Source organism: Leclercia sp. LTM14 (genome assembly GCF_023736175.1).
In the GTDB taxonomy this organism is placed as follows: domain Bacteria; phylum Pseudomonadota; class Gammaproteobacteria; order Enterobacterales; family Enterobacteriaceae; genus Enterobacter; species Enterobacter barmai.
Window position 1 is genome coordinate 73,354 of sequence record NZ_JAIKTT010000017.1, and the last position, 12,589, is coordinate 85,942.

The 12,589-nt window shown below is 55.8% G+C and carries 9 protein-coding genes, 2 tRNA genes and 3 pseudogenes; 3 read left to right on the top strand and 11 right to left on the bottom strand.

The window, feature by feature from the left end; genetic code table 11:
• Positions 1-39: 39 nt before the first annotated feature.
• Positions 40-1,515: a ketol-acid reductoisomerase gene (gene ilvC, locus K5I40_RS23295; RefSeq protein WP_039031238.1), complete on the bottom strand. Its 1,476-nt coding sequence runs from the start codon at positions 1,513-1,515 to the stop codon at positions 40-42.
• A 149-nt stretch (positions 1,516-1,664) separates the two neighbouring features.
• Here ilvC and ilvY point away from each other — a divergent pair.
• Positions 1,665-2,554: pseudogene (ilvY, locus tag K5I40_RS23300) on the top strand (HTH-type transcriptional activator IlvY).
• On the opposite strand, the pseudogene ilvA reads toward ilvY, so the two are convergent.
• The 7 genes and pseudogenes from ilvA to ilvL form a co-directional block, all read right to left on the bottom strand.
• Positions 2,551-4,094, bottom strand: a pseudogene (gene ilvA, locus K5I40_RS23305) (threonine ammonia-lyase, biosynthetic). The pseudogenes ilvY and ilvA sit on opposite strands and share 4 nt — an antisense overlap.
• Positions 4,095-4,096: 2 nt before the next feature.
• A pseudogene (gene ilvD, locus K5I40_RS23310) lies at positions 4,097-5,946 on the bottom strand (dihydroxy-acid dehydratase).
• Between the two features lie 60 nt (positions 5,947-6,006).
• Positions 6,007-6,936, bottom strand: coding sequence for a branched-chain-amino-acid transaminase (gene ilvE, locus K5I40_RS23315; protein WP_039031242.1), 930 nt, complete (start codon positions 6,934-6,936; stop codon positions 6,007-6,009).
• Positions 6,937-6,952: 16 nt separating this feature from the next.
• A complete protein-coding gene (gene ilvM / locus K5I40_RS23320) occupies positions 6,953-7,222 on the bottom strand; it encodes an acetolactate synthase 2 small subunit (protein ID WP_039031243.1) in 270 nt (89 codons plus the stop codon).
• Complete coding sequence (gene ilvG, locus K5I40_RS23325; RefSeq protein ID WP_223075740.1) at positions 7,219-8,865, bottom strand: acetolactate synthase 2 catalytic subunit; 1,647 nt, start codon at positions 8,863-8,865, stop codon at positions 7,219-7,221. Before ilvG ends, ilvM begins: the two co-directional genes overlap by 4 nt.
• 2 nt (positions 8,866-8,867) lie before the next feature.
• Positions 8,868-8,918, bottom strand: coding sequence for a peptide IlvX (ilvX, locus tag K5I40_RS24195; RefSeq protein ID WP_205735748.1), 51 nt, complete (start codon positions 8,916-8,918; stop codon positions 8,868-8,870).
• A gap of 86 nt (positions 8,919-9,004) precedes the next feature.
• Entirely contained in the window at positions 9,005-9,103 is a 99-nt protein-coding gene (gene ilvL / locus K5I40_RS23330; protein WP_023620831.1) for an ilv operon leader peptide, read from the bottom strand.
• A 342-nt stretch (positions 9,104-9,445) separates the two neighbouring features.
• On the opposite strand from ilvL, the gene K5I40_RS23335 reads away from it, so the two are divergent.
• Positions 9,446-10,966 (top strand): YifB family Mg chelatase-like AAA ATPase, encoded by a 1,521-nt coding sequence (locus K5I40_RS23335; RefSeq protein WP_138370988.1) that lies wholly within the window; start codon positions 9,446-9,448, stop codon positions 10,964-10,966.
• Positions 10,967-10,991: 25 nt separating this feature from the next.
• Here K5I40_RS23335 and K5I40_RS23340 read toward each other — a convergent pair whose 3' ends face one another.
• Positions 10,992-11,330 carry a DUF413 domain-containing protein gene (locus K5I40_RS23340; protein WP_039031246.1) on the bottom strand — a complete coding sequence of 113 codons (339 nt, stop codon included), beginning with the start codon at positions 11,328-11,330 and terminating at the stop codon, positions 10,992-10,994.
• A 118-nt stretch (positions 11,331-11,448) separates the two neighbouring features.
• Between K5I40_RS23340 and hdfR the strand changes: the two genes are divergently transcribed.
• Positions 11,449-12,270 (top strand): HTH-type transcriptional regulator HdfR, encoded by an 822-nt coding sequence (gene hdfR / locus K5I40_RS23345; protein ID WP_039031247.1) that lies wholly within the window; start codon positions 11,449-11,451, stop codon positions 12,268-12,270.
• A 99-nt stretch (positions 12,271-12,369) separates the two neighbouring features.
• On the opposite strand, the gene K5I40_RS23350 is transcribed toward hdfR, so the two are convergent.
• Positions 12,370-12,445: transfer RNA gene (locus K5I40_RS23350), tRNA-Trp, on the bottom strand.
• Between the two features lie 50 nt (positions 12,446-12,495).
• Positions 12,496-12,572: transfer RNA gene (locus K5I40_RS23355), tRNA-Asp, on the bottom strand.
• Between the last annotated feature and the right edge of the window lie 17 nt (positions 12,573-12,589).

Sequence of the window (12,589 nt, forward strand, 5' to 3'; positions counted from 1 at the left end):
TGTAGGTCGGGTAAGCGAAGCGCCACCCGACATTGGCATTTAGCCAGCAACCGCAATACGTTTCATATCGGTCATGTAGCCACGCAGTTTCTGGCCCACTTTCTCGATCTCGTGGCTGCGAATCGCTTCGTTCACGTCACGCAGCTGGGCATTATCTACCGCACCTTCAGCGATGGCTTTGCCCAGATCGCCTGCCTGCAGGGTGGTCATGAACTCTTTCAGCAGCGGTACGCAAGCATAAGAGAACAGGTAGTTACCGTACTCAGCGGTATCGGAGATAACCACGTTCATCTCATACAGACGCTTACGGGCGATGGTGTTCGCGATCAGCGGCAGCTCGTGCAGTGATTCGTAGTAAGCAGACTCTTCGATGATGCCGGAATCAACCATGGTTTCGAACGCCAGCTCAACGCCCGCTTTCACCATCGCAATCATCAGAACGCCTTTATCGAAGTACTCCTGCTCGCTGATTTTGCCTTCAAACTGCGCGGCGGTTTCGAACGCGGTTTTACCGGTCTCTTCACGCCAGGTCAGCAGGTTTTTGTCGTCGTTCGCCCAGTCAGCCATCATGCCGGAAGAGAACTCGCCGGAGATGATGTCGTCCATATGTTTCTGGAACAGCGGTGCCATGATGGTTTTCAGCTGCTCGGACAGCGCGAAGGCACGCAGTTTCGCCGGGTTAGACAGGCGATCCATCATCAGGGTGATGCCGCCCTGCTTCAGCGCTTCGGTGATGGTTTCCCAGCCGAACTGAATCAGTTTTTCAGCATATGCCGGGTCGGTACCCTCTTCCACCAGCTTGTCGAAGCACAGCAGGGAACCGGCCTGCAGCATGCCGCAGAGGATAGTCTGCTCGCCCATCAGGTCAGATTTCACTTCCGCAACGAAGGAGGATTCCAGCACGCCTGCACGGTGGCCGCCGGTCGCCGCTGCCCATGCTTTGGCAATCGCCATGCCTTCGCCTTTCGGATCGTTTTCCGGATGAACCGCGATCAGGGTTGGAACGCCGAAACCACGTTTGTACTCTTCACGCACTTCGGTACCTGGGCACTTCGGTGCCACCATCACAACGGTGATGTCTTTACGGATCTGCTCACCCACTTCAACGATGTTAAAGCCGTGGGAGTAACCCAGCGCCGCACCGTCTTTCATCATCGGCTGTACGGAACGCACAACGTCAGAGTGCTGCTTGTCTGGCGTCAGGTTAACAACCAGATCCGCCTGTGGGATCAGCTCTTCGTAGGTGCCTACTTTGAAGCCGTTTTCGGTCGCTTTGCGCCAGGAAGCACGCTTCTCAGCAATGGCTTCTTTACGCAGGGCGTAGGAGATATCCAGACCGGAGTCACGCATGTTCAGACCCTGGTTCAGGCCCTGTGCGCCACAGCCGACAATGACCACTTTCTTACCCTGAAGGTAGCTTGCGCCATCGGCAAATTCATCGCGCGCCATGAAGCGGCATTTGCCCAGCTGCGCCAGCTGCTGGCGCAAGTTCAGTGTGTTGAAGTAGTTAGCCATGGTGATACCTCGTGATGTTGTGCGTCTTATTGTTCGGTTCGCTTATGCGAGAATGAACTTACTATATGACAGGAAATTCATTGCGGAAATTGATATATTCACAACGTCACGTTGCAATATTTGCAATGTAAAAAGGTGGAGTGGAATCAGTGGATTTACGCGATCTCAAAATGTTTCTGCATCTGGCGGAAAGCCGCCATTTTGGCCGCAGCGCGCGGGCAATGCACGTCAGCCCCTCCACGCTTTCCCGCCAGATCCAGCGCCTGGAGGAGGACCTCGGCCAGCCGCTGTTTGTACGTGATAACCGCACGGTGACGCTCACCGAAGCCGGGGAAGAGTTGCGCGTCTTTGCCCAGCAGACGCTGTTGCAGTACCAGCAGCTGCGCCACACCATCGATCAGCAGGGGCCGTCGCTTTCCGGTGAGCTGCATATTTTCTGTTCCGTTACCGCCGCCTACAGCCACCTGCCGCCGATCCTTGACAGATTCCGCGCCGAACATCCCTCGGTCGAAATTAAACTCACCACCGGCGATGCCGCCGATGCGATGGAAAAGGTTGTGACGGGTGAAGCGGATCTGGCGATTGCCGGCAAACCGGAAACGCTGCCAGGGGCGGTGGCATTCTCGATGCTGGAAAACCTGGCGGTGGTGTTGATTGCACCTGCCTTGCCCTGCCCGGTGCGTAATCAGGTGTCGGTGGAGAAGCCCGACTGGTCGACGGTGCCGTTTATCATGGCCGATCAGGGGCCGGTGCGTCGGCGCATTGAGCTGTGGTTTCGCCGTCAGAAGATCAGTAATCCTTCGATTTACGCGACGGTCAGCGGCCACGAGGCGATGGTGTCAATGGTGGCCCTGGGCTGCGGCGTGGCGCTGCTGCCGGAAGTGGTGCTGGAGAACAGCCCGGAACCGGTTCGCAATCGCGTGATGATTCTGGAACGCAGCGACGAGAAAACGCCGTTCGAGCTTGGCGTGTGCGCACAAAAAAGCGGCTACAGGAGCCGCTTATTGAAGCATTCTGGCAAATTTTGCCTAACCATTAACCCGCCAGGAAGAACCTGAATGCCGGGTTATGGGTCTCATCGTGACACTCATAGCCCAGTTCGTTCAGCCGGGTTTCGAAATCTGGTTCATGCTCGCCCAGTTCGAACGCCGCCAGCACCCGACCGTAGTCGGTACCGTGGCTACGGTAGTGGAACAGGGAGATGTTCCAGTGCGTGCCCAGGGTATGCAGGAACTTCAACAGCGCGCCGGGTGATTCCGGGAACTCAAAGCTGAACAGACGCTCCCGTAACGGTTTCGATGGACGCCCGCCCACCATGTAACGCACGTGCAGCTTCGCCATTTCATCGTCGGAAAGATCCACCACGCTATAGCCGCCGTCGTGCAGCAGGTTGAGGATCTCTTTACGCTCTTCCAGACCCCGGCTCAGGCGTACGCCTACAAAAATGCAGGCATCTTTGGCATCGGCAAAACGGTAGTTAAACTCCGTCACCGAACGGCCGCCCAGCAGCTGGCAGAACTTGAGGAAGCTGCCCTTCTCTTCCGGGATGGTCACCGCCAGCAGCGCTTCACGCTGCTCGCCCAGCTCGCAACGCTCAGAGACGTAGCGCAGGCCGTGGAAGTTCACGTTAGCGCCAGAAAGCACATGGGCCAGACGCTCGCCGCGAATGTTGTGCTGAGCGATGTATTTTTTCATTCCCGCCAGCGCCAGCGCGCCGGACGGCTCTGCCACCGCGCGCACATCCTCGAACAGATCTTTCATTGCCGCGCAGATCGCATCGCTGTCGACGGTGATGATGTCGTCGAGATACTCCTGGCAAACGCGGAAGGTTTCATCCCCGATGCGTTTAACCGCGACCCCTTCGGCAAACAGTCCGACGCGCGGCAGGTCGACCGGATGTCCGGCCTCCAGCGCCGCCTTCAGGCAGGCAGAATCTTCCGCTTCAACGGCAATCACTTTGATTTGCGGCATCAGCTGCTTGATGAGTACCGCCACGCCTGCCGCAAGGCCGCCGCCGCCGACCGGGACAAACACCCGGTCAAGATGGGCATCCTGCTGCAGCAGTTCCAGCGCCAGCGTACCCTGACCCGCAATCACCATCGGGTGATCGAACGGCGGCACCCAGGTAAAGCCCTGCTGCTGCGCCAGCTCAATCGCTTTGGCTTTGGCTTCGTCAAAATTGGCGCCGTGGAGCAGCACTTCGCCGCCAAAACCGCGCACGGCATCGACTTTGATATCCGCCGTGGCCACCGGCATCACGATCAGCGCTTTCAACCCCAGACGCGCAGACGAGAACGCCACGCCCTGAGCATGATTCCCCGCCGACGCGGTGATCACGCCACGCGCTTTTTGCTCGTCGGTTAAGCCAGCCATCATCGCGTAGGCACCGCGCAGCTTGAAGCTGTGCACCGGCTGACGATCTTCACGTTTGACCAGGATGACGTTATCCAGGCGCGAGGAGAGCTTGTCCATTTTTGCAGCGGCGTTACCTGCACCGCCTCATAGACCGGCGCACGTAGCACCGCCCTGAGATATTCCGCCCCCTCGGGGGCGGCGGATAAGGGTTGGGATTCGGCCATCATTAGCCCCCAAGTTTAGATTTATCGCGCACTGCGCCTTTGTCTGCACTGGTGGCGAGGGTAGCGTAAGCGCGCAGGGCGAAGGAGACTTCACGCTGACGATCTTTCGGCGTCCAGGCTTTATCCCCACGCGCTTCCTGTGCTTCGCGGCGGGCTGCAATGTCCTGGTCGCTCAGCTTCAGCTGAATACCGCGATTCGGAATGTCGATTTCGATCAGGTCGCCGTCTTCGATGATGGCAATGTTGCCGCCGCTTGCCGCTTCCGGCGAAACGTGGCCGATAGAGAGACCGGATGTGCCGCCTGAGAAACGACCGTCGGTGATCAGCGCGCAGGCTTTGCCCAGACCCATCGATTTCAGGAAGGTTGTCGGGTAGAGCATCTCCTGCATGCCCGGCCCGCCTTTCGGCCCTTCGTAGCGGATCACCACGACGTCGCCCTCAACCACTTTGCCGCCGAGGATCGCTTCTACCGCGTCGTCCTGGCTCTCATAAACTTTTGCCGGGCCGGTAAATTTCAGGATGCTGTCATCCACGCCTGCGGTTTTAACGATACAGCCGTTTTCCGCGAAGTTGCCATACAGAACCGCCAGGCCGCCATCTTTGCTGTAGGCATTTTCCAGCGAGCGGATACAGCCTTCAGCGCGATCGTCATCCAGGGTGTCCCAGCGACAATCCTGCGAGAACGCCTGGGTGGTACGGATACCGGCAGGACCGCGCGGAACATTTTTTTGACGGCTTCGTCTTTGGTCAGCATCACGTCGTACTGATCCAGCGACTGCGGCAGCGTCAGGCCCAGCACGTTTTTCACGTCACGGTTCATTAGCCCGGCGCGGTCCAGCTCGCCGAGGATCCCCAGCACGCCACCGGCGCGGTGAACATCTTCCATGTGGTATTTCTGCGTGCTTGGCGCAACCTTACACAGCTGCGGCACTTTGCGGGAGAGCTTGTCGATATCACTCATGGTGAAATCGATCTCTGCTTCTTGCGCAGCAGCCAGCAGGTGCAGAACGGTGTTAGTGGAACCGCCCATGGCGATATCCAGGGTCATGGCGTTCTCAAATGCCGCTTTGCTGGCAATATTGCGCGGCAGTGCGCTGGCATCGTCCTGCTCGTAGTAGCGCTTGGTCAGCTCAACGATGCGTTTACCGGCGTTGAGGAACAGCTGTTTACGATCGGCGTGGGTCGCCAGCAGCGAGCCGTTGCCCGGCTGAGACAGGCCCAGCGCTTCGGTCAGGCAGTTCATCGAGTTGGCGGTGAACATACCGGAACAGGAGCCGCAGGTCGGGCAGGCTGAACGCTCAACCTGATCGCTCTGCTCGTCGGAAACTTTCGGGTCAGCGCCCTGAATCATCGCATCGACCAGGTCGAGCTTGATGATTTTGTCGGAGAGCTTGGTTTTACCTGCTTCCATTGGGCCGCCGGAAACGAAGATCACCGGAATGTTCAGGCGCAGGGAGGCCATCAGCATCCCCGGGGTGATTTTGTCGCAGTTGGAGATACAGACCATGGCATCGGCGCAGTGGGCGTTGACCATGTATTCCACCGAGTCGGCAATCAGCTCGCGCGACGGCAGTGAATAAAGCATGCCCCCGTGCCCCATCGCGATCCCGTCATCCACGGCGATGGTGTTGAACTCTTTCGCCACGCCGCCGGAGGCTTCAATCTGCTCGGCAACCAGCTTCCCGAGATCGCGCAGGTGCACGTGGCCCGGCACAAACTGGGTAAAAGAGTTGACCACGGCAATAATCGGTTTCCCGAAATCGGCGTCGGTCATTCCGGTGGCGCGCCACAATGCGCGGGCACCCGCCATATTACGGCCGTGAGTGGTGGTGGCGGAACGGTACTTAGGCATGCGTTATTTACTCCCGTCTATCTGGTAAATGGGACGGTGCGTGCCGTCCCATATTTATGCTTATGGATTAACCTGATCCAACCAACCCCATTTATCTTCGGTTTCACCGGTAAAGAGGCCAAAGAAAGCTTCCTGGATACGTTTGGTGACCGGACCACGGCGGCCTTCGCCTACCTGGATACCGTCAACGCTGCGTACCGGGGTGATCTCAGCTGCCGTGCCGGACATGAACACTTCATCGGCCAGATACAGAGATTCACGTGACAGCACCTGCTCACGAACTTCAATGCCCAGATCCTGCGCCAGCTTGATGATGGCGTCACGGGTGATACCCGGCAGGGCGGAAGAGGTGAACGGTGGGGTAAACAGGATGCCGTCTTTCACTTCGAACAGGTTTTCACCTGCACCTTCAGAGATATAGCCGTTTACATCCAGGGCGATACCTTCCTGATAGCCGTGGCGACGTGCTTCGCTGCCAACCAGCAGGGAGGAAAGGTAGTTACCGCCCGCTTTGGCTGCGGTTGGGATGGTGTTTGGCGCCACACGGTTCCAGGAGGAGACCATTGCGTCGATCCCCTGCTCCAGCGCTTCTGCGCCCAGGTATGCCCCCCACGGGAACGCGGCGATGATCACATCGGTGGTGTAACCGGCTGGCGGGTTCACGCCCATGCCCACATCACCCACGAACACCAGCGGGCGAATATAGGCGCTGGTCAGGTTGTTTTTGCGCAGTACCGCGCGACAGGCTTCCATCAGCTCGTCGACGCTCTGAGAAACCGGGAAACGATAAATTTTGGCTGAATCACGCAGACGCTGCATGTGTTCACGATGACGGAACACCACCGGGCCTTTGTGTGAGTCGTAGCAACGGATACCTTCAAAGACAGAAGTACCGTAGTGAAGCGCGTGGGACATCACGTGGACTTTAGCGTCCTCCCAGCGAATCATCTCACCATTGGACCAAATGAAGTCAGCTTTTTTCGTCGTCATTTTTCTTCCTTTGCGCTCAGGCGCGGATTTGTTGTGTTTGTGATGAAGCGGCGCGCTGCTGGATATCAACCCGGGCGACGTCGACAAGTTTGCTCAACTGGCTAAACAGTAAGTCGACGGGGCGCTGGCTGGCAACGGTCAATTCAATATTTATGTTCTGTGCATCGGTGGCGGTTTCCATGTTCATTGAACAGATCTGGAACCCACGATGGCGCACCACGCGCAATACACGTTCTAACGTTTCCGGGTTGAAGCGAGCCTGCACGGCGACCTGATGTTGCATCATGATAATTTCTCCAGCATTTGTGAGTTACTGGCGCCGGGCGGCACCAACGGCCAGACATTCTCAAGCTCGTCGATTGAGACATGAAGCAGGTAAGGCCCCTTGCTTGACAGCATTTCATCAAGTGCCGCTTCAACCTGGTCTTTACGGGTGATGTGCTGGCCAGGAATGCCGAAGGCGCTGGCCAGAACGAGGAAATCGGGGTTATCGGTCAGGGTGGTTTCGCTGTAACGCTCCTGGAAAAAGAGCTGTTGCCACTGGCGAACCATGCCCAAACGTTGGTTGTCCAGCAGCACGATCTTCACCGGCAACTGCTTACGCTTGATGGTGCCGAGCTCCTGCACGTTCATCATGAAAGAGCCGTCACCGGAGATACAGATGACCGTATCGTCCGGGCGCGCTACCTGTGCTCCAACGGCGGCAGGCAGACCAAAGCCCATCGTGCCTAAGCCACTGGAAGTGATAAAGTTTTCCGGGCGCGTGTAGGTCATATGCTGGGCTGACCACATCTGGTGTTGGCCCACATCGGTGGTCACTACGCTGTCAGCAGGTTTACGGTCTGACAGCTGCTTCAGCAGCAACGGCGCATAGATGGCGTCGCCCGGATGGTCGTAGCGCCAGGCATGTTCGCGGCGCATCTCTGCCGCATGCTGGCGCCAGGCGTCGATAGTTAATGGCTGCTTTAACGCAGGCAGCAGCGCATTGAGATCGCCCTGCAAAGCCACGTGCGCCTGGCGGAGTTTGTTCATTTCTGCCGGATCGATATCCATATGGATAACTTTGGCATTCGGCGCGAAGGTATTCAGCTTACCGGTGACGCGATCGTCGAAACGTGCGCCCACAGCGATCAACAGATCGCACTCCTGCACCGCGAGGTTGGCGGCTTTGGTACCGTGCATTCCCAGCATGCCCAGATAGTACGGGTAGTCGGCATCCACTGCGCCCAGCCCTTTCAAAGTGCAGGTCGCTGGCATCTGGGTTGTCGCGATAAATTCACGCAGGGCTGGAACGGCCTGCGCCATCCCCACGCCGCCGCCAACATACAGAATGGGCTTTTGCGCATGGGCCAGCATCTGATATGCCTCTTGTACTTCGGCATGTGGGAAGTCATCTGCGTCTTCAACGGTGGAGAAGTGAGGCTCCAGTTCACCCAGCGCCACCTGAATATCTTTTGGAATATCAATCAGAACCGGGCCAGGACGGCCTGAGTTTGCCACCTCAAATGCCTCTGCCATTACGCGGGGCAACTCTTCCAGCGACTGGACGAGGAAGCTGTGTTTAGTACACGCCAGTGACAAACCGAGAACGTCCACTTCCTGAAAAGCATCGGTGCCGATGAAGGGAGAAGCCACCTGACCGGTGATGGCTACAACGGGAACAGAATCAAGCAGTGCATCAGCCAGACCGGTGATCAGGTTGGTTGCGCCCGGGCCAGAGGTCGCCATACAGACGCCCGTTTTACCCGTAGCACGCGCATAGCCAATGGCCGCCATCGCCGCACCCTGCTCGTGTCGGCACAACAGATGTTCCACGCCGCCGTCATACAGAGCATCGTAAATCGGCATAATTGCGCCACCCGGGTAACCGAATACTGTCTCGACTCCCTGCGCTCGCAACGCATGTACTACCCACTGTGCGCCATTCATAGTTAGTTCCCCGTCGTAAATCGGGAGAAACAGAATTTTATGCTACTACTCATCGTCTGCTCCTCGCTTATGTTTTAAGGTCATAAAAAAACCCCCGGACCTTTCGGTGCGGGGGTCTTAGTTCGTTAAGGCTTGATTATTAAGCCTTTCCTCGTCCAAGTGCAGCCCCGCAAGGTGGGATAATAATCACCACCACGCTAATCACGACCAGGCTAATCACTAGTAGAAGGGCTGTCATTTGCTGTTCTTTTTGCATCTTGTTCGAAGGAATACCTAAAGAGTTATCACAGATACTGAATGAAACACAACATTTTTTTATAAATGATTTTATTATGAGGCTAATAGTTTAGATAAAAATCATTGTTTTTTATGATAAAAATAGAAAATGAATTATTTTCATTTTTTTCATGCGCAGCAACGGTCAGAAGGCATCCTTATCACCTTTTGCGAGCCGAATTCCATGACAATGAAAATATTGCAATCTGAGGTAAGTTTTCAGGAACATGCCGCGTAAAAACACGATTTGCCGATAAAAATTGCGATACACAAATGACATAGTGACTCATCAAGGAGGCCATATATGTCATTGTCGGTTGTCTATACCCGCGCTGCGTTAGGCGTAAAAGCGCCGCTTATTTCCGTTGAAGTTCATCTCAGTAATGGCCTGCCTGGCTTAACGCTGGTCGGCTTGCCCGAAACCACCGTCAAGGAAGCCAGAGACCGGGTACGCAGCGCAATCATCAATAGCGGCTACACCTTTCCGGCCAAAAAGATCACTATTAATCTGGCACCTGCCGATCTCCCTAAGGAAGGGGGAAGATACGACTTACCTATCGCCATTGCGCTTCTCGCCGCCTCTGAGCAACTCTCCTCCTCGAGGATAAGTGCCTATGAGTTTGTGGGGGAACTGGCGCTTACAGGAGCATTAAGAGGGGTTCCTGGCGCGATATCTGGTGCTCTGGCGGCTATACGCGCTGGTAGAGAAATTATAGTTGCCAGAGATAATGCTGCCGAAGTTAGCCTTATCGAAGAAAAAGGCTGTCTGGTGGCAGAACATCTGCAGGAGGTTTGTGCCTTTCTGGAAGGGCGTCATGAGCTGGCAGCGCCCGCTGGTGAGCCTTTCGTTGCAGAGCATAACGATTGTGACATCAGCGATATCATCGGTCAGGAACAGGGTAAAAGGGCGCTGGAGATCACCGCTGCCGGTGCGCATAACCTGCTGCTTATTGGTCCACCCGGCACCGGCAAGACCATGCTCGCGAGCCGGCTTAATACCCTGCTTCCGCCGCTCAGCAACCATGAGGCGCTGGAGAGCGCTGCGATCGTGAGTCTGGTTAGCGCCACATCCATGTATAAGCAGTGGCGCCAGCGCCCCTTTCGCGCACCGCATCATAGCGCCTCGCTGGTGGCGATGGTGGGCGGAGGCGCTATCCCCGGCCCGGGAGAAATCTCGCTGGCGCATAATGGCATCCTCTTTCTGGATGAGCTCCCCGAGTTTGAACGCCGCGTGCTGGATGCTTTACGCGAGCCCATCGAATCCGGGCAAATCAATATCTCCCGTACGCGCGCCAAGATCAGCTACCCGGCGCGCTTCCAGCTTATCGCCGCCATGAACCCCAGCCCGACAGGGCACTACCAGGGCAATCATAATCGCTGCACGCCCGAACAGACGCTTCGCTATCTTGGGCGCTTATCAGGCCCGTTCCTCGATCGTTTTGATTTATCGCTTGAGATCCCTCTCCCGCCGCCAGGCTTATTAAGTCAGGCGCATAAAACGGGAGAATCCAGCCTCACCGTACGAAACAGAGTGATCGCTGCGCAGGAAAGACAGCTGGCGCGACAGAATAAACGCAATGCACATCTGGATAACGCGGAGATCCGCACCTTTTGTCAGCTAACCGCAGACGACGCGCTGTGGCTGGAGGAGACACTGACCCGCTTCGGCCTGTCCGTGCGCGCCTGGCAGCGGTTATTAAAGGTTGCGCGTACGATTGCCGATCTTGAAGAGTGTGAGAAGATTGAACGCAGGCACCTGCAGGAGGCCCTGAGCTATCGGGCTATTGACCGTCTGCTGTTGCATCTGCAGAAGATGCTGACATAAAAAAAGGGGCCGTAGCCCCTTCTTTTTAATCGTCTGAATCGGTGTAGTCTTCTGCACCTTCCATCTGTGGCTTACCACCAGACAGAGTATGGAAACGCTTTGGACGCTTGATACGCGCCATATACTTGATCCATACGCGCTCCGCTTCCGTTACCGGCTCACGTTCACCACGGCAGACGGCAACAAAAGATTTTTCGTCTTCAGTGGAGGGTTCACGTTTCCCCAAATCCAGTTCATTGAAGGCATAACCGTGGCGCTCAAGCAGTTGTGCTTCTTTGATGGTGAAATCACCGTGGCGAGAAAATCCGCGTGGATAATTTTTATTGTCGAAAAAACGATTAGTCGTCGTAAAGCTTTCCGCCATCCTACACGCTCCTATATCTTTGGCCGAGCTATTTATGGCGCGGAGTATTAGTTACGCTTGACAGAGCGTCCAACAAAACATTTAAATCATTACGACAAATAATTTTGCGGAGAAAGCCGTGGATACGGAATTGCTAAAAACTTTCCTCGAAGTGAGCAGAACTCGCCACTTTGGGCGCGCCGCAGAAGCGCTTTATCTGACGCAATCGGCAGTGAGCTTTCGTATTCGACAGCTTGAAAATCAGCTCGGTGTGAACCTTTTTACCCGTCATCGCAACAACATACGCTTAACGCCAGCGGGAGAGAAACTTCTGCCCTATGCAGAAACGCTGATGAACACCTGGCAAGCCGCGCGCAAAGAGGTTGCCCATACCTCAAAGCATAATGAGTTTTCTATCGGAGCCAGCGCCTCGCTATGGGAGTGCATGCTCAGCCCATGGCTTAGTCGATTGTATCGCTCTTATGGCCACTTACAGTTTGAGGCGCGTATTGCGCAACGGCAGTCGCTGGTTAAGCAGCTGCATGAGAGACAACTGGATCTGCTTATCACCACAGAAGCACCGAAGATGGATGAATTCAGTAGCCAGGTCCTCGGGCAATTTAGCCTTGGGCTGTATGCGGCTGAACCCTCCGCTATCAAAAGTGATCTGAATTATCTGCGCCTTGAATGGGGTCCCGATTTCCAGCCGCACGAGGCAGGTCTGATTGCGACTGATGATGTGCCGGTGCTGACTACCAGTTCTGCAGAAATAGCATGCCAGCAGCTCGCAGCACTCAAAGGTTGCACCTGGTTGCCGCAATGCTGGGCAAGTAATAAACAGGGCTTGTATACGGTGACAGATTCAGCCCTGCTTCAGAGACCGCTTTATGCCATCTGGCTTCAGAACAGTGACAAGCAAGTGCAAATCAAAGATCTGCTAAAAATCAGTGTGATGGAGTAATTGAGCCGGTTGCAGGGACGCAATTAAGGCTTAGAGAGGAGAAAGTGGGATTTATTGCAGGCAAAAAAAATCCTTCGCCGAAGCAAAGGATCCTTTATATGGCAGGGGCGGAGAGACTCGAACTCGCGACACCCGGTTTTGGAGACCGGTGCTCTACCAACTGAGCTACGCCCCTAAATTTCTTACTACTAAGCCTGCTAATGTAGCAGGCTTAGTTTAAATAAGTGGCGGAACGGACGGGACTCGAACCCGCGACCCCCTGCGTGACAGGCAGGTATTCTAACCGACTGAACTACCGCTCCACCGAATACTTCTACAA